Here is a 19399-nt window from a genome sequence, read left to right on the forward strand (position 1 = left end):
GTAACTGTAGACTTTATGATAATTATATATTAAATAAAGGAGAATAGTATGAAAAATCAAATTATTTTTAGACCAATTATTAAAAAAGACTATTTAGCAATTGAAAAAATTATTCGTGAAGCATGGCACTATGATGAGTTTTGTACTTCCAAAATAGCTAAATTACTATCAAAAATTTTCTTAAGCAGCTGTTTAAGCAATCAAACTTTTACGCTTGTTGCCTTGCTAAAGGAACAGCCTATTGGCATTATTATGGGAAAAAATATCAAAACACATAAATGTCCCTTTAAATATAGGGTTAAACAAGGATTCAATATTTTTAATCTCTTAATAAGAAAAGAGGGACGAAAAACAGCTAAAATATTTAAGGCTGTCAATAATATTGATAAAGTTTTGTTACAACAAACTAATCAAGACTATCAAGGCGAGCTATCTTTCTTTGCAATTGATGCACAGTATCGGGGATTAGGTCTTGGAAAAGAATTATTTAATCTACTGATTAGTTATATGCAAGAACAACAAATCAATAGATTTTATTTATACACTGATACAAGCTGTAATTATCATTTCTATGAGCATCTAGGGATGATGCGCCGAGTTGAACAAACTCACTGTTTTAAAATCAACAATGAAAAAAACGTAATGCATTTTTTTATTTATGACTACTTGTGCAAAAAAACAGTTTCTACTGAAACTGTTTAATCGAGTTTATTTAGATTTTCTTCATCCAAAGACTTTTTAATCTTATAAATATATTGCCAGCTTCCTAATCCCATAAAGATTAATCCAAGGACTATATCTCTAACTACAATAGCAAAGATTTCACTGAATGAAAGGAAGTAAGGAATATATGAAAATGCAGTAAAAATACTTTGTAATTGCATCAGATCTTTAATTTTTAGCCCTAAGCTGATTGATTCTGCAAAAAACAGTACCAAAACGCTACAAATAATTGAAATTATTAATCCTTTTTTAGAAATTTTACCAGCCATTCGCTGATAACCATTTATCGCTAAAAAAACAATTAAATAACCTAAGAATGCGACGATAAAACCGATTTGATACACCAATGCCCAAAGCACACCACCAATTAGAGCACCAGCCACAGCACCAATGATTCCTCGGCTACTGTCCTCAACGATTTCTTCAGCTTGGGTACTGATTGCATCTCTACAGTCATCACACATATTCATCAATTGACCATGATACTCATAGAATGAAGTTGGTTTATTAATATGACAAGTTCCACAACTTGGAAGGAAGCCCAGATCTCTTAACTTTAAAGTAATTCGATTTAAAATCTCATATACTTCATGTAATTCCTCACTTCGCAAAGCACTTAAGGTAATTGTTCCATTACTATAATTAATAGTTTTAATGTTTGTTAATATTGTTCTTAAATTATTAAAATATTCATCTAGAGCAGTTCGATCTTCCCCAATAGTATCGATTGTAATAATTAGGTCATTGTTAGCACTCCCAAACATCACTACTACTGGATAATCATTAAACATTCCATATACATTATTACGTGTATCAAGTTTCAAATTATTTAATAAAGCAAACTCTTCAATATCATTACTACTTACATTATTGTTACTGTTAACTACACCATAAAATTCATTCTCGTTTTCTAAAAAGAATTTATTAAATGTTAATGTCATATATGGCAATAACCAAATAAATAATATTCCCAGTGTTACTGTACTTAATAAAATCCAGCCATAAAAACTAAAAAATAAGACAAAACATTTCATTTTCTTTCCTTGCATCATTTTCCAGCTTGTTGTAATTGCTTCAAAAATTGATAAACTAGGATAATTTGCTAAAAGATAAGGTGTCATTGATAACCCTAATCCCAAAATAATTCCTGGAACAACAAATGCCAATGTTCCTAAAACACAAATAAGTCCAACAGCCAGAACACCAAATCCCTGTTTAAAATATTGCCCTATAGGTGCTCTCAATTCATTAAGATCAGCAATATCCTCCTGCACAATTTTTTTGATATAACGATATATATTGACTGAAAAACCAATTACTAAAAAATATAAAGCAAATACTCCCACTGTCACAGCTAGATCCATAAAAGTAAAAGTATCATAATAACTGCTTCCCCCAATGTCGATCATTACTGAAAATAGTAATAAAGCAATAAAAGAAAGTCCTAGTGAAGCCGCAAATATAGCTAAAAAACCTTTCCAAATATTCCATTTATTCGATCGTGTTTTTTCTTTAGCCCATAATTTAATTCCTACTCTGTCCATCTTTATCTTCTCCCTCTTACAAATTTACTAATAGCCTATATATTCCGGCAATTTTGTGTACCGATTAATAACACATGCACTTATTTGAGCTGGTGTTAGAAATAGACTTTTTGATAAATCACTATTTCTAATATCCATCTTTCTTACATCACTTCCTAAAAAATTAACACCACATAAATCACAATTAGACAAATTTGCCCCAATTAAAAAGGCCCCCTTAAAATCTTGTCCACGTAAATCTTTTTCATGTAAATCACAACCCATAAAATCAGCACGATTCAGTACTGTTTTTCTAGCTTGCAATGGTTTAATTTGAATATCTTTATTCATTTGACAATAGACTTCCTGTAATAAAGGATTTACTAATTGCCGATACTTATTTAAGTCAAGTGCAAGGATTTCTTCGGCATCTAAATAAGTTAATGATTCAATCATCTGATAATATGTTTCGAGCTGTTCATTTAATCGTTGACTTTGTACAAAATTTTTACCAACATATAAATACCATAAAATTTCATGCAGCTGTACCATAACTTCAAATACTTCAAATAGAAGCTGGTCATCTTCTTTGAACAGGGCTGTCTTTTGTCCCGCTCCAAGACAATCGTAGTTTATACAACCATAATAATTTACAATTTCTAGCTGGTCATGTATTTTGCAACGATAATCTGCTAATAAATTTTTACAATTTCTTTTTGCTGGTTTATCATAAGGAAAACCATCACTTTTAAAAAAGAATAGTGCTCGACAACAAAATCCTCTACAACCACAACAGTCTGTTTTCAAACCAGATAACTTATTCATAATATCCTCCAAAATAAAAGATGAAGATCCTATCTTCACCTTTTATTATACATGATTATTACAAACTATTCACTAACTCTTTTTATATCACTATTATCAAAAATATTACGATTGATTGCTTTATTTTGATGTGCCACAATTGTTGTACAAACAGCATCACCTGTAATGTTAACTGCTGTTCGTGTCATATCTAAAATACGGTCAATTCCCATGATCATCCCAATCGCTTCCACTGGCAACCCAACTGAATTAAATACCATCGTTAAAGTAACTAATCCAACACTTGGAATTCCCGCTGTCCCAATTGAAGCTAATGTAGCTGTTCCAATTACGGTTATGTAATCTGTTAGATCTAGATTGATTCCAAAGGCTTGTGCCGCAAAGACGACTGCCACTCCCTGCATGATTGCCGTACCATCCATATTGATCGTAGCCCCTAAAGGAATTGTAAATGAGGAAATTCTCTTTGAAACTCCCATTTTTTTAGCTAACGTATCTATTGATAAAGGGATGGTCGCATTTGAAGTGGCAGTTGAAAAAGCAAAAGCCATAACCGGAAAAAAGTTTTTAATAAATTTAATCGGGTTTAATCCCGTAAATAATTTGAGTAAGCCTAAATATACAAATAAACACTGAACCGCCAATGCTATCAAGACAGCAATCATATACTTACCTAATGGTAAAAAAGCACCAAATCCTATTCCCGCAAAAGTCCTTGCAATTAAACAAAATACTCCTAATGGTGCAATTGCCATAATCATCATAGTCATCTCCATCATAATATCATTAAACTGACTGAAAAAGTTACCAACCACTTCAGCACGTTCACCTAACTTAGCTAAAATAACGCCAACTAATAAAGCAAAAACAATAATTTGAAGCATATTGCCATTTGATAATGCACTAATTGGATTATCTGGAATAATGTTTAAAAGTGTTTCAACAAGTGTTGTAGATTCTGTTGTCCCTACATTTGCAGCAGTTGATTGAACAGCTGACATATCTAATCCAAGTCCAGGATTTATCAAATTACCAATCAATAAAGCTACTGTGATTGCTAACGCTGTTGTAAAAAGATAAAAAACAATCGTTCTAACGCCTACTGAACCAAGTTTTTTTGTATCTCCGATTGCCATGCTTCCACATACCAAAGAACAAAAAACTAACGGCACTACAAGCATCTTCATCAATTTAATAAAGCCTTGTCCAATCACATATAAAATACCATCAATAACAATATCATCCCGAACTGAACCAGCGGGTAAGTTAAATAGTATTATTCCTAAAATTGCCCCCGCTATCAAGGCAATAAATATTTTTGTAGTTAAACCAATTTTTTTCTTCGCTTTCTTTAATGCCATCCTAATCCTCCTTGATTTCTTTTATATATTCTTGTAACGACTCTTGCCAAGTTGGCATTTGATACCCATTGACTAAACGTAAAATAAAATTATCTAGTACGACATATGATGGACGAACCACCTCATCAGCCATCTCTTTTGTTGAAACTGGCGTAATCATCACATGACTATTAATTTGTTTACTGATTTCTTTAGCAAACTCATAACGACTACACACACCTTTACAAGTAATATGATATGTTCCGTATTCACTAGTTTCCATTAAATATAGAATTGCTCGAGCAAGATCTTTAGCACTAGTTGGTGACCCAAATTGATCATTTGCAACATTTAAAAAATCTTCTTTTTTACTTTTAGCTATAAACTCATTAACAAAATTTGTACCATTTTGTCCATAAATCCAATTACTTCGAATAATAAAATGTTTATGCGTAAATTCTTTAACATAGTCTTCTCCTGCTTTTTTTGAACAGCCATACACTGTTTTCGGTTTCGCCACATCAAACTCGTTATATGGTGTATCACTTTTACCATCAAAAACATCATCAGTTGAAATTTGAACTACTTTAGCTCCAATTTTTCGAGCTACAATACACAAATTTCGTGGTCCTAAAGCATTGACCCGAAAAGCTTGATCACGATTCCTTTCACACTTATAAACATCGGTAATCGCAGCACAATTAATGATAATATCCGGTCGATTGATTTCTCCAAAACTAATCACATCATCTGTATTAGTAATATCTAATTCATCTTGATCTGTATTTAAAACTTCTATTTCTAATGGTTCAATTACTTCATTAATTGCTGTTCCGATTTGGCCATTGGAACCAACAACCCATACTTTTAACATAATTTTCCTCCTCTTTTCATAATAAAAGCGCTGAATGTATCAACGCTAATCTTTTTTTATTATAGCAATGAAATTTTATACTGTCAAATTTACCTCATCTTTTAAAATTGAGTAAAAGAAATCATCATGAACAATCTCTTGATAACCGGTTACCCCCATACGAAGACAACCTTCATACTGAAATCCTAGTTTTTCTAACAACCTTGCAGAAGCAGTATTTTCTTTAAACACTCGAGCACTAATAATATCAATCTCTTGCTCAAACAATTTTATAATAATAGCTTGCAGAGCTTCATACATATAGCCATTACGATAATACCTACAGTCTAAATAATATGATAAACTGAGAGCATTTACACGATATCTTAAACGATCAGGATTTATAAACACAGCACCAATAACATTATTAGAATTTTTTAGTTCTATGCAATACATCATATCATGTTCCCTCTCAATATCTCTAATCATCTCAGCAAATTCATATTTCGTCATCGCATTAAACTTTAACGTTGCCATATCATTATGAATCTTTAAAAGAGTTTGAGCATCATTATTATCGGGACTTCTTAAAATCAACCGTTCTGTTATTATTGTTTCCATTATTTTCTCCCTTATCCAAATAACTCATTATTATATACTCATATTGTACCACGACAAATAAAAAAAGATGATAATTAATCATCTTATAACCAATTTCCAAACAATTCAAAGCCACAATTAATAAAATTAAACTTAGCAACTTTTTTATTCTTTTTATAAACTAATAAAACAGCTAAAGCATTAAGACTTTCTTCAACATAACCATTCATCTTTCCTGATTGTGGTGATTTTAATTCAAAACGATGTCCTGCTTTTATTTTCAAATAAAATGTATGAGGATGTTGACTAATAATTAAATAATGATATCCTTCCCGCGTAAACATATCTTTTACTCTTGCTCCATAATAAGTTGCTACTCGAATTTGTTGATCATCTACTAATAAGTTCATGATCAATCCTTGAAAACTACACGCTAATAGTGGAATCTTAGCAATTGATAAAAATAAACTTGCCTCTTTTTCTTTACAGCTATTTGATTGTAACCATAAATAATCTTGTGGAAATGAACGTCCCCAGTCCTTTTCAATATAGCCATCACCAATTATCTGAAATTTCTGATTATTTACTTTTAAGCTCCCAGTAATATGATGTCGCAGACTTATTATTGCATGATTACATTCTAAAAATGGTAAATAATGAAAAGGTCCCATAATCGTTGGAGCATAACATGTTGTTTCTAGTTTAGTATACTGACTATTTTTCAAGTTTCCTTGAATATCAACTAGCCCATTATCAAGATCCAAAATAATTTGTTCTTTAGTAAAAAAATTATTTTTAATTCTAATGTAAAAGGGATCTTTTCCCCACTGGAAATCATCTAAACTATATTCAATCATCTGACTTTGGTTTGTATATGTATCCAAAGTTTGAATAAATGCACAAGATTTTTCAATTGTCTTACTAATCCCGACAATAATTGCTAAAGAAATTTTACAATCAACAATTTTGAAATACCATCCTTCAAACAAGCGCTGGTCACTGTCTTTAAGATGTAAATTAAGTTCTGTATTTTCTATTTTCATTTTCTCACCTACTAGCAAGTATATGAAAAAGCTGATAATTTATACATTACCTTCTTTAAGATTTTTGAATCTCTACCTTATTTTTTAATTGATATTTGACTTTGAGAATTTGGATAATCACCATTAATAATGTCGGCACAATAATCAAACCTATTACACCCATAACTTTCATTCCTAAATACATCCCAACTAATGAAAGAACTGGAGTTACTCCAAGATTTTTAGCAATCAATTTTGGTTCCAAAATATTTTTTGTTATTACAATAATCATATAGATAACAAGTAATGCTCCTGCAAGATATATTTTATTTGTCAGAGCACTGATTATGATCCATGGAATCATGATCATATCTAATCCTAAAACCGGCATAAAATCAAAAATTGCTATTATGCAAGCCAGCATTATACTATGATTAATCCCTATTATTTTAAATCCTAGCCATAATTCTCCAAACGTAATGATCATAATTATAAAATAAGCTTTAAATAAATTACTTAATACTTCTTTAATTGTATCTATTATAAGTGCCACCATTTCATATCGTTTAACTACCAGTCTTTCAATTCTAGAATAATCTAGAAGAATAAATAATGAAGTAATAACAACAAATATTAAATCAAATAAAATACTTGGTATTTTCATAATAAAAGCAATTAAACCAGTAATAAAGCCAGTAGAAATACTTTCAACTATGCTCATTGATCCACTGTAAATAACATCTAAGTACTTTGTTGCATCAATTATATAATGGTTTTGACTAAATAACTGATATAAATTTTCAAGATAATTAGGCAATAACTCTAATACCGTGTATATTTGAATTACAGCAAATATAATCATGGCAATAATTACACCAATAAAAAGAAGATAATTAAATACAATCAAACATTTTGAAAGAAAAATATTTTCAATCTTTAATAATTTAATTTCTTTAGCTAATAGCGGCTGCAGTACCAAAACAATCAAGCAACTAAAAAAAAGCGGAATCAGCCAGTTTATTAACACATATGTAGCTATTACAATCATAATTATTATCATCAAATAATAACTATATTTAATTAATTTTTCTTTCATCTAATCACCAATACAGTATATGTTTAAAACAAAAAAGAATTCCTTTAGGAATTCTAATTATTTACACTATGGTGTACGACAAAAGAACTATCATCTATTCCTTTAAATACGTAACCTTTATTTTGGTAATATTGAATTACAGGCCCAATTGCTTTTAAAGAATTCTCTTTTCCATTAGCATCATGAAACAATAACATAATATTTTTCTCAGTCGATGCTGTAGCATTTTTAATCAATTGTTTTACTGATAATTGTCCCGAGCCATCTTCACTATCCTCATTCCAATCGTAATATTGATAACCGCGATTTACTACTTCTTTAGTCAATTTACTCATAATCTTATGACAGTATTTCTTAGAAACCTGATTACTACTGCCACCAGGAAAACGAATATATTTAGGCACACTTCCAATTTGACTATATACAAGATCTTCAATTTTTTTTAAATCTGAAAAATATGCTGATGACGAGTTATATATTTGATCATATTCATGAATATAAGTGTGTAATCCAATCGTATGACCTTGGTCATGAGCTTTTTTTATTAAATCATAATAATTTTCATTGGTTCCTGTTACAAAAAAAGTTGCTTTAGCATCGTAAACCGCTAAAATATCTAAAACCTTTTGGGTGTTCATCGATGGACCATCATCAAATGTTAAATATACTACCTTCTCATCACTAGGCTCAAAACTTCCTATTGTCTTATTTTCAACAACGCTAACAATACATGTTTCTTTTGTCATATTCCCAGAACGATCTTTAGCAAAATATACAATTTGATAATCACCTACTTTAGAAATGTCCAAATTAGAACTATCAATTGTTAAAGTTGGATTATCATCTTGATTGTCTTTAACACTGACACTTGATAGAAGATCAATATCACTATCTTTTAAAACACTTAAATTACGAATTCCTAATATTTCTGGCGGAGTCGTATCTTTAGGTAACACATGCACGACTGTTTTTTTGGTTACACAGTTACTGTTAGCCCGACATATCGATACTTCAACTTCGTAATCCCCTACATGATCAAATTGATAATCTTTTTTGAATTTAACTGTTGTCCGAGAATTATCATAAATATCTTTTACTACATCCCGAGCAGTTATCTTCATTCCAAGATCAACAGTAACTTCCTGTACTTCAACATTTGGCTTTAAAGTATCCTGAAGTTCAATCGTAATCGTAGTTTTGATGTTATTATAAATATACGTAATCGGATATTTACCGACTTTACTAAAATCAATCTTACTAGTATCTACATTAACGTCACTAATTGAGCCGCCAATAACTTTTTGAATATTAGCCTGAGGATCGAATTTATTAGATATTTCAATGACAGGATGATAGTTGTATAAAACGATTTGATTAGTTGGTTTAATTGATAATATTATCAAGGTAATAACTAGAACTAAAATAATTAGAAGTAGTTTATACTTTTTCACTTTGATCCCCTCATCAAACCATATTCACCCTTATAAAAAAAAGAACTGCTCCGTGAGGATAAACAAAAAAATCTTAGTATCGTGGTACATCCCTCGTCAAGCAGACACGGGATGTACCATTTATCTAAGATTTATTCTTCTTCTAATTGTTTTAATTCATCTTCACCAGTAATATATTTAAGAATTGCCGTAGCTGCTTCTTGAGGACCTTTATGTTCGTTTCCTTTAATTCCTAAACGTGTTCTTAATTGTCCTACTTTAACCCCTTGTTTAAACATTCTATTGAAATAATCAACTAAAATAACTTCAGTTTGTTCTTCACGTTGTACTGGTCCAAATGGATTAGCAAAATAGCTGCCTACTAAACCGTATTCAGTAGTAGTTCCTTTAGCCATACGATTTCCTGCTCTAAATACATCTAAAGCACTATTTACATCATCAAAGAAACTTAATGATTCGCCACCCTCTTCATAGTTATTTGCATATAGGAAGAAGTCAACATCATGATGCGCAACAACATCTTTATAATCAGTGATTGGTATTACGATTCGCGCATTTACTTTATCTGGATTCATAAAAACAGAACGGTCTAATTCTTTAAAACTATACCCTGCATCTAAATCATCAAGTCGTACAAATGCTCCAATTTCTGTACCAGAAGTTTTAACTTTACCTTCTTCGTCTAATAATAGAACACCCATATCATCATATACAGTTACTAAATCACGGATATAAGCTGCTCCAAATACTTTAATTTGTTCAATTGTTTCTGATTTACCAGCGCCACTGTCACCCATAACTACTATATTTTTAACTTCACCAGAATGTAACGTAATTTTAACCATCGCTCCATGGATAGGTAATTGACGTTGATTGATCTTACGAACATTGTGTAAAGTTAACATCATTTTTTTCATATAACCAAAGTAATCAAAATCATCACTTGCTGATAATAATGCTACCATCATATCATTTTCATCATCTTGATAGAAACTTTGATTCATCTTACCATCTTCATAACCGTATACATAGATGATATCTGGTTTACGATTACGATATTCTTCTTCACTTGCTAATTCAAATAAGTTACATAAAGCAACCCCTTGAGCCATAAATGCTACATTGAAATATACAAATGCTAATAAATCTCCAACTTTAGCTGGATAACAGAACCATTGTTCAGAATCAAATTTCAAATCTTCGATTGGATTATGTTTTGTTTCTGGGAATACCCCATCACGTTTATTCCGCTTAGAATAAGTAATGAATGGTGGATGAATAATTACGGTTTCAATAAATGGAATATCATCTAAATTACGATATTCATAAGGTAAGAATGAACGCATATTTGTTACTCTTAAACCTGCATTAACCCCCGCAGTAATTTGACGGTATACATGATGACGATATCCCAAAGCTGTTTCTTCAATAGTACGGTATACTGATAAAACTAATTCTTCAAACTTAGCTTGAGCATCTCCGAACTGAACATTTTGATATCCTCTACTTGTATTTTCATTATATACAACACTATAACGTTGTAATTTTCTCCAGAAAAGATATACTTCCTCAATTACTTTTACAAATTCATCACGATCTCTAAAATATCCTGATAAATGTGGATATGAAGATAGAACTTCTTCAACAGACATCACTAATAACAATTTAAAAATTGTTCTTAAATCACTAACAATTTCCACACTCTCACTTTTTACTTCTCTTAAATAAGTATAAGTAGTATTTTCTTTTCTTTTTCCTTCGTGAACGAATCCTTTTAAAACTCGTGCAAAAGATTCACTTTCGATTAATTGACAACGAGATTGGCAATATTCTTCAGAAAAGTTTAAGATCGCGTTCCCGCGAGTAATTTTAAATTTATAACTCATTTTACCACCCTTTCTTTCTTCAACAAGCTACTTCCCCCACTTATTGATTTTTGTCATTTTAACACAAAAGGCACATTGTATACAATACTTATTATAAAAAAAGTTAATTTTCTTTCTAAAATAAAAAAGGTCGTTAAGACCTAATTAATTTAAAAGAAAGGAACTGTAAAGAAAACTTTGCCAATCACATCTTCATCAAAATCAAAATAACCTAATCGTCGTGAATCAAGACTATTATTACGATTATCGCCCATAACAAAAACTTTACCTTCAGGGATATCGATCGACATATCTTCATTATTAGTCATAACCCCATTAATGTAGTCTTCTTCTAGTAATTTACCATTTAAATAAACTTGATTATCTTTAATATCAATATGATCGCCACCAATTCCAATTACACGTTTAATAATATAAGTTTCCTTTTTAGCAGCATCAACATAATCAACAACAATAATATCATTACGTTTTGGTTCTTTATTTTTATAAAATACCTTATCAACTAAAACAATGTTACCCTCATGATAAGTTGGTATCATCGACGTTCCATAAACCCTAGATATTTGAACAAAATATAATATACCATATGTAACTATTAAAGTAATTACAATAACCTTTAAGTATTCCAATAAAATACTCTTTTTGCTTTGTATAGCCTCTTCCATTTTATCACCTGAAGTCATTATAACACTTTTTGTTGTTCAATCAAGTAACTATGTTATTTTACGATAATTTAATTTTAAAAAAAAAGTAAGTTTAGCTATTTTGCTAAAACTTACTTTTAAATAATAATTTTATTAAGAGAACGGAACCGTAAAGAAAACCTTACCAACTACATCTTCTTTGAAATCAAAATAACCCAAACGCCGCGAATCAAGACTATTATTACGATTATCGCCCATAACAAAAACTTTACCTTCAGGAATATTGATCGACATATCCTCATTATTAGCCATAACCCCATTGACATAGTTTTCATCAAGTTTTTTGCCATTTAGATATACTATATTATCTTTAATTTCAACATGATCTCCACCAATAGCTATAACTCGTTTGATAATATGCTTCTCTTTTTGATTTGCATCTTTATAATCAACAATTACGATATCATTTCGCTGAGGACTACTATTTTTATACAATACCTTGTCTACCAAAACAATGTTTCCCTCTTTAAATGTAGGGACCATTGAAGTCATTTGAACTCTTGATATTTGAATAAAATACAATACTCCATATGTAATCACTAAAGTGAGCACAATTACTTTTAAATATTCTAATAAAATACTTTTTTTACTTTGTGTAGCCTCTTTCATTTTTATCACCTATGAACATCATAACATTTATTACTGTTCATTTAAATGACTACGTAATTTTGCAATAATTTTCTTTTCTAATCTTGATACTTGAACTTGGGAAATATTTAAACGCTGAGCGACTCGCTCTTGATTAAAATCAAGCTGATAACGCATATAAAGAATTAACTTCTCTTTTTCATCAAGTTTATCAATTTCCATCTCTAATGCAATTTTTTCAAACCACATCTTATTATGTTTATTTTCAATTCGTTCCTCCATTGAAATAGAAGAACCGTCCTTTTCATAAATTGGTTCACTTAATGAGGTTGGATAATAAGATGAGTCAATTGCCTCAACAACATCTTGAACATCAACATCTAAATAAGCTGCAATTTGTTCAACTGTTGGATCTTGACCGGTTTGATTAGTTAGTAATTCACGAGCTTTATTTATTTTTAAATTAAGTTCTTTTAAAGAGCGACTCACTTTAATTGTCCCATCATCTCTAAAATAACGTTTGATTTCACCCATGATGATTGGTACTGCATATGTAGAGAATTGTACCCCATAGTTAGTATCAAAGTTATTAACAGCTTTCATCAAACCAATACATCCAATTTGAAAAAGATCTTCTTTATCATAATAATTATTTTTGAAACGATGGACTATTGACCAAACTAGTCCAAGATTTTGACTGACAACTAATTCTTTAGCACGATCATCCCCGCGATGTGCTTGTTCAATCAGTTCAATAGTATTACTTTTAGCCAAGGTTAGAGTCTTTCAATTGTTTCTTAATAGTTAGTTTAGTTCCTAAATCCGGTGTTGAATGTATTTCTAAATTATCGCAAAGGGCTTCTATAATGGTTAACCCCATCCCCGCATGTTCTAATTCTTTTAATGAGGTATACATAGGTATTTTTGCTTCATCAATATCTTCAATTCCTTTTCCATAATCTTGGATAATGATTTTAATTTGACGATTGTCTTCTATTGTTACTTTAATAATTACCTTACATTCAGGATTATTTTGATAACCATGGATAATGGCATTACTAACCCCTTCACTAATGATTGTTTTTATTTCAACTAATTCATCGATTGTAGGATTTAATGAGGTAATAAATGATGCAACGCTAGTTCGCGCAAAGGGCTCATTTTCAATTCTAGCGTTAAAACTTAACTCCATCTGGTTCATTATCCTTTTACCTCCTCTACATATTCCATCAAATCAAACATTCCTGATAATTCAAAAACTTTATAAGATGTTTTTGATAAATTTGCTAAATATAATTGGCGATCATCTAATTTCAATTGATTATAACGTCCTAAAACTAATCCAATGCCTGAACTATCAATAAAATTAGTATGTAAAAAATCAAAATAGACAGGTCCATTGCCCTTATCTAAAATACTATTTAGTAAGCTGCGATATTTAACAACATTACTGCAGCTAAGTTCGCCATAAAAATAGACGATAACTTTATCATCTAATATCTTGTATTCAATCTTATTTTCCATTATTTCATCTCCTCGTTTGTATCTTACATCTTTTAAAATAATGATGAAATGGTTTCGACAAAACTAGAAGAAAGCATACAAAAAAAGTAGTCATAAACAAATTTCATAACTACTAGATGTATTTTTATCAAACTTGGACATATTAATTAGGGAGGCGATAAAATTGATGAAAAAATTACTAATAACCCTACTGGTAGTATGCTTACTACCAATCTCTAGAGTTCAAGCATTGGACAATGATGTTACTCCTAATGCAAAGTCTGCAATCTTGATTGAGGCAAATTCACGGCAAATTCTCTACGATAAAAATGCTGAAGAAAAGCTTTATCCTGCTTCAACAACTAAGATCATGACAATGATTTTAATGTTTGAGGCCCTACGAAATAAAAAAATATCATTTGATGATGAAATTACTACTTCAAAATATGCAGCTAGTATGGGCGGAAGTCAAGTTTACTTGGAAGTTGGTGAAAGTTTATCTTTAAAAGATATGTTTAAATCAATTGCTATCGCTAGTGCTAATGATGCTAGTGTGGCAGTAGCTGAACATATTGCTGGAAGTATTAATAAGTTTGTAGAGATGATGAATGATAAGGCTAAAAAATTAGGTTTAAAGAATACTCATTTTAAAAATGCAACCGGTCTACATGATCCCGATCACTACACTTGTGCTCATGATTTAGCAATAATGGCTGCCTATCTAATTGAAATCGGCGGTGAAGACTTATTTGCTGTAACGTCATTGTATGATAGTTATATTCGTGAAGATACGAAACAAAGCTTTTGGCTAGTCAATACTAATAAATTGTTAAAGTTATATAATGGTGTTGATGGTCTAAAAACTGGATATACAAAAGAAGCTGGTTATTGCTTAGTTACCACTGCACAGCGTGATGGTCAAAGAATTATTGGTGTCCTAATGAAAGAAACAGCTCCAAAAACAAGAAATGAAGAAATGTGTAGTTTACTGGATTATGGTTTTAATAATTATAAGCAAGTTACCATTTTTAAAAAAGATACTTTAATTGAACAGCATCTAGTTGATAAAATGGATAACCTGACTATTGATGTCAAATGTAAGAAAGATATAGTATATACTAAAGCAAAAAGCGCTGATGCTAAAGTTTCTACTAAAGTAAACTATAAAGAAAATTTCTTACCGGTTAAACAAGGTGATGTTATTGGCACATTAGATGTCATTGTTGATGGCAAAACAATTGCTACCTATGATGTTTATAGTGACACTAATGCTTCTAAATCAACATATCTATCAAAAACAATTAAAACATTAAAATATTTATTTTAAAACGGATTAAAATCCGTTTTTTATATACACAAAAACAGGCCTTAGCCCATTTCTTAAAAATCTCTTAATTTATCTAAACCGTGATATGCTTTAGGAATTTTTAATACTGTACAATATTTTTCATCTATACAAATTTCATCATCATCCATATAAGCAATAAAACTACGTTTAACAATTTCCCCGTTAATAACATAATAATTAAAAAATGATTTAACTTTTTTTATTTTTCTAATGTAATAATCACTATATGTATATTCATCGAAATTTCTTAATGATCTAAAAAAACTTGTTTTTTGACGATAAATCAATTTACCTGCTTTTTCTTTGATAAAAGACTGACTTATTTTATTAATTTGATACAACATCATTATAACTACAATAATTATAAATATAAATATTCCTCTTATTTTTATTGACGCAATTACCAAGATGCTTAAGCCAAACAATTCTGGAATAATGAAATACCGAAGATACTTTATTATTGAAAATTTGTATAATAAATCTAATTTAGACATATCACTCCAATTATCCATATTCTTTACCAATGACATTGTTATCACTCCTTATTTTTATTCCATTATATCTTTATCAAAGAGGATTAAAAGTCACTTTTAGTAAAGTTGATATTAAGTTTTTATATGATTTATAATTTAATTATTTTAGTATTATACTTATAAATATATCCATAAGTTCAATAATAAAATAATATTCCCCACTATTTTGATCCCTCCTTTCGTAAACAATGTTTTATTTACATTGTCTACTTTAGAGGGATCATATCATTTTTTAGTGGGGAATTTCATATAATAGCTATTTATTTAAACTATGTATTTTTCTTAAAATAATTAACAATAGTAAGGCACTAATTCCTGCCAATGCTATCAAAGTATTTAAATCTACGTTATCACCGGTTGGGGTTCCCTTATCTACAGGTTTAACAGGTAGGGCGGTTTTAGCGTTGACCGTTAAAGTACCAGTAACAATTTCTAAATTATAATTATTGGCCCCTTCGACTTTACCATTGATTACATATTTTCCTGCTTTTTCACCTGGTTCTCTAGTTAACTCAACAGTAAATATATCTCCATTAACCAATCCTATAATATTATAAGTAAATTCTGGATCAATTTCTCCTTCAACCTTCATTTTATCATCGATTATTAGCTGCACTTTTTTACTAACTATAGTATATGTACCATCCGTAAATGTTACATCATAGTTTTCATTACTTGCATCACCAGTAATCTTATATTCACCTACATCATTTCCCGATTCACGTTCTAAAGTGATTCCTAAATCCGCCAATGTATCACCATAAGCTAAAGTACTATCCACTGCTAGTGAAAATGTTAATACTTTTTCATCATCACCATATGTCGTATTAATGTTATCAATATTAATATTTATAGCTTTAGGTGTAATTGTATGCTTTCCTTTTACAACTACTACTTCTTTGTAGTTTTTAGCTACATCTTCATTGATAATTGCCTTTATTTTATGATTCCCTACATTTTCATTGTTATCTGTAACACAAACAATCGATGATACTAATGTATCAATATCGCGTGCTACTACACCCTCTAAAGAATATGAATATTTGTATTCTTCACCATAATTATTATTTATATCATTAACAGTTACAATTGCTTTATCAGCCTTTTTAATAACTAAAGAAGCTACTTTCGGTATTGCCGCATAATGTGTATCATCACCACTATATGACGCTACAACACGATATCGACCAGCTGCAGTTGGGGGGATAGTACTATTATAACTATTATCAACACCTTTATATACTAATTTAGCATCAATAAAAGCGTTACCCGATTTATCATAAACTTTTCCAATTAATGATTTTGATGTACCATCATATGTTTCCACATTTAAATAATTATCAAACTTAATTTGTACTGTTTCTTTTCTAATTGTATACACACGAGTAATTGGTTTTACTGCATAATTACTCCCTAAAGTATATACTGTTTCAGTATATACACCTGGTTCTAAAATTGGTTTTGTATTAGTGTGATACTTACCATCACTAGAAAAACCTGTATATAGTGTTCTAACTTGAATCCCATCAACAACAGTACCTTCTTTATTGTACAATTTACCACCAAAATTGAAATTGTATCTATCACTGTATACTATGCTGCCTTTAATCTCTTGATTAAATTTTAAAGTTAGCTCAGTATTATTTTGTTTAATTAATAAAGTTCCTAGTCCAAATGCAGTATTATAATTACTATCTGCAGTTATTCCTGCAACAGTGTATAAACCAGCATTTTGCGGTTGTTTATTGATTTCAACCTTAAAATTCTTCACACTATCTGGAAGCTCATTTAATAACTTATCAATAACATCAGAATTAATTCCAAGATTTAATACTTCTAATACTTTAGTTAAATCATTTACTGTAAATCCATTCGGAAATAGCTTCCCTAATACATCATATGCCAAACCATTTGGTAATACTAAACTTGCATAACCAGTTACATCGGTATCAATTCCTAAATATAAAACAAATTTATTAACTCCAGTTGGATCAGTTACAACCAAGTTGTTAGGAATTATTTCACCATAGTCAATTGTCGTACTATTGACTTTTATTTTTACTTTTCCTTTAATAATATTCACAGAAAATTCTTTTTCTGATGGTTTGTAGTCTTTATCACCTATATAAGCAATTTTAATTGTCCCTTCACCAACTGGGAGCACTGTTAATTGCTCAGTTAAATCAGCACCAGCCGCTTTTAAAAGCCCTTTTATAATTTCAAGATTGAAAGAATTACTAATATTATCATTTAAAATACTTTCAATCGAAGCATCACTACCTAATTTAATCCAAATATTTTGATCAAATTTATCTAAGGCAGGTAATGTAATTCCTAAAACATCATTTACTAATGATGTTAAACTATATTTGTAAAAATATTCAAAATCATCAACAGTAGCATCGCTGTCTAAATTTGAATTTTTCAAATCAATACAATCATATATTGTATTTTTAATAGCGCTGAAATCAGTAGTGTAACGCCAAGTTATATCCTTCTTTACTTGAATCTCTGACTCATCTTTTTCCACATATTCAGCACTTAATGTTACATTTTTACCATTATTAACATTAAATATACCATTTTCATCAAATGATGTTTCTACCCCATCAACATATACTTTTTCCAGTCTATAATTATTATCAGCAACCGCTTTAAAACTTGTTGTTTGAGCATTTTTTTCTACTCTATATTGGTTATTTTCAAAAGATTTTCCTTCTTCAGCTGGTTCGATTGCTCCAAACTCACTAACAGTTCGAGTGAAGATCACTTGTTCCCTTACAAATTTGATTGTAATATTACTTTTCAATTCAAAACTATCATTAGCCTTCAATAGAGAATTGTTTGGCACATTTAAATTTAATGAATTAATAGTAATAGCTAGATTGTTATCATCAATAGATATATAATCTCTAGCATTAAAAATCTTATTATTTAATCCTACTAAGAGTGAACTACTACCATAACTACTACTTACTATTTCAACTGAATACCCATTATCAGGTTCAATTGAAATAGATGCAGTGGATTGCTTATTTTTAGTAGTATTATACTTACCTAAAATACCACTATCTTTGGTTCCTTCTACAGTTTGAAATGCAGTGGTAGTTTGATTAACAATGTTTCCATGAATTTCACCTTCAACAATTAAATTAACTGTATTTTTGTATTCTTTCTTCCATGTTTCTGTTGCTTTTGTCTGCAAAGCAATACTATCAGTCTCACTATCAACATTTTCATCATATGCAAAACCATTAATAGTTAAGCATTGGAAAGTTAGCCCTACCGTAAGTACTAATGCAATGATCTTTTTTAACTTTTTCATATTAGTTATCTCCCTTCATTTTTTAATACATGACCTATTTTTCTATCTCACCTACTTTTTTGCCCACCAAAAAAATATC

General features: G+C 30.0%; 18 protein-coding genes. 2 read left to right on the forward strand and 16 right to left on the reverse strand.

Features of this window, described 5'->3' with window-relative positions:
* Positions 1-48: 48 nt before the first annotated feature.
* Positions 49-702 (forward strand): GNAT family N-acetyltransferase, encoded by a 654-nt coding sequence (locus tag KSU54_RS02280; protein ID WP_003536495.1) that lies wholly within the window; start codon positions 49-51, stop codon positions 700-702.
* Here KSU54_RS02280 and KSU54_RS02285 read toward each other — a convergent pair.
* The 14 genes from KSU54_RS02285 to KSU54_RS02350 all read right to left on the reverse strand — a co-directional run bounded on the left by KSU54_RS02285 (position 699) and on the right by KSU54_RS02350 (position 14135).
* Positions 699-2267, reverse strand: a complete 1569-nt coding sequence (locus KSU54_RS02285) for a DUF975 family protein (protein ID WP_003536493.1) — start codon at positions 2265-2267, stop codon at positions 699-701. The two genes, KSU54_RS02280 and KSU54_RS02285, sit on opposite strands and share 4 nt — an antisense overlap.
* A gap of 27 nt (positions 2268-2294) precedes the next feature.
* Positions 2295-3071, reverse strand: a complete 777-nt coding sequence (locus KSU54_RS02290) for a pentapeptide repeat-containing protein (RefSeq protein ID WP_008791402.1) — start codon at positions 3069-3071, stop codon at positions 2295-2297.
* Between the two features lie 65 nt (positions 3072-3136).
* Positions 3137-4432 (reverse strand): dicarboxylate/amino acid:cation symporter, encoded by a 1296-nt coding sequence (locus KSU54_RS02295; protein WP_003536489.1) that lies wholly within the window; start codon positions 4430-4432, stop codon positions 3137-3139.
* Between the two features lies 1 nt (position 4433).
* Complete coding sequence (gene rfbD, locus KSU54_RS02300) at positions 4434-5285, reverse strand: dTDP-4-dehydrorhamnose reductase (protein ID WP_003536487.1); 852 nt, start codon at positions 5283-5285, stop codon at positions 4434-4436.
* 75 nt (positions 5286-5360) lie between these two features.
* On the reverse strand, positions 5361-5885 hold the full coding sequence (locus KSU54_RS02305) for a GNAT family N-acetyltransferase (RefSeq protein WP_003536486.1): 525 nt from the start codon (positions 5883-5885) through the stop codon (positions 5361-5363).
* Between the two features lie 83 nt (positions 5886-5968).
* Positions 5969-6907, reverse strand: coding sequence for a tocopherol cyclase family protein (locus KSU54_RS02310; protein ID WP_009300040.1), 939 nt, complete (start codon positions 6905-6907; stop codon positions 5969-5971).
* 55 nt (positions 6908-6962) lie between these two features.
* The gene (locus KSU54_RS02315; RefSeq protein ID WP_003536484.1) at positions 6963-7982 is read right to left on the reverse strand and encodes an AI-2E family transporter; all 1020 of its coding nucleotides are present in this window, start codon (positions 7980-7982) and stop codon (positions 6963-6965) included.
* 53 nt (positions 7983-8035) lie between these two features.
* Positions 8036-9433, reverse strand: coding sequence for a polysaccharide deacetylase family protein (locus tag KSU54_RS02320; RefSeq protein WP_029480510.1), 1398 nt, complete (start codon positions 9431-9433; stop codon positions 8036-8038).
* 131 nt (positions 9434-9564) lie between these two features.
* Positions 9565-11319, reverse strand: coding sequence for a hypothetical protein (locus KSU54_RS02325; protein WP_003536482.1), 1755 nt, complete (start codon positions 11317-11319; stop codon positions 9565-9567).
* Positions 11320-11468: 149 nt separating this feature from the next.
* The gene (gene lepB / locus KSU54_RS02330; protein WP_008791398.1) at positions 11469-11984 is read right to left on the reverse strand and encodes a signal peptidase I; all 516 of its coding nucleotides are present in this window, start codon (positions 11982-11984) and stop codon (positions 11469-11471) included.
* A gap of 132 nt (positions 11985-12116) precedes the next feature.
* Positions 12117-12632, reverse strand: a complete 516-nt coding sequence (gene lepB / locus KSU54_RS02335) for a signal peptidase I (protein WP_003536480.1) — start codon at positions 12630-12632, stop codon at positions 12117-12119.
* A gap of 30 nt (positions 12633-12662) precedes the next feature.
* Positions 12663-13385, reverse strand: a complete 723-nt coding sequence (locus KSU54_RS02340; protein WP_003536479.1) for a SigB/SigF/SigG family RNA polymerase sigma factor — start codon at positions 13383-13385, stop codon at positions 12663-12665.
* Positions 13378-13812, reverse strand: a complete 435-nt coding sequence (gene spoIIAB / locus KSU54_RS02345) for an anti-sigma F factor (protein ID WP_003536477.1) — start codon at positions 13810-13812, stop codon at positions 13378-13380. The genes KSU54_RS02340 and spoIIAB overlap by 8 nt, the downstream gene beginning before the upstream one ends.
* The gene (locus KSU54_RS02350) at positions 13812-14135 is read right to left on the reverse strand and encodes an STAS domain-containing protein (protein WP_003536476.1); all 324 of its coding nucleotides are present in this window, start codon (positions 14133-14135) and stop codon (positions 13812-13814) included. Before KSU54_RS02350 ends, spoIIAB begins: the two co-directional genes overlap by 1 nt.
* A gap of 166 nt (positions 14136-14301) precedes the next feature.
* On the opposite strand from KSU54_RS02350, the gene KSU54_RS02355 reads away from it, so the two are divergent.
* Complete coding sequence (locus KSU54_RS02355; RefSeq protein WP_003536474.1) at positions 14302-15441, forward strand: D-alanyl-D-alanine carboxypeptidase family protein; 1140 nt, start codon at positions 14302-14304, stop codon at positions 15439-15441.
* A gap of 53 nt (positions 15442-15494) precedes the next feature.
* Here KSU54_RS02355 and KSU54_RS02360 read toward each other — a convergent pair whose 3' ends face one another.
* Together KSU54_RS02360 and KSU54_RS18765 are read right to left on the reverse strand one after the other, a co-directional pair.
* Positions 15495-15992 (reverse strand): hypothetical protein, encoded by a 498-nt coding sequence (locus KSU54_RS02360; protein ID WP_003536471.1) that lies wholly within the window; start codon positions 15990-15992, stop codon positions 15495-15497.
* A 259-nt stretch (positions 15993-16251) separates the two neighbouring features.
* Entirely contained in the window at positions 16252-19320 is a 3069-nt protein-coding gene (locus KSU54_RS18765; protein ID WP_226814598.1) for an MBG domain-containing protein, read from the reverse strand.
* Positions 19321-19399: the final 79 nt, after the last annotated feature.

Source organism: Erysipelatoclostridium sp. MSK.23.31 (genome assembly GCF_019125875.1).
Classification (GTDB): domain Bacteria; phylum Bacillota_I; class Bacilli_A; order Erysipelotrichales; family Coprobacillaceae; genus Thomasclavelia; species Thomasclavelia ramosa.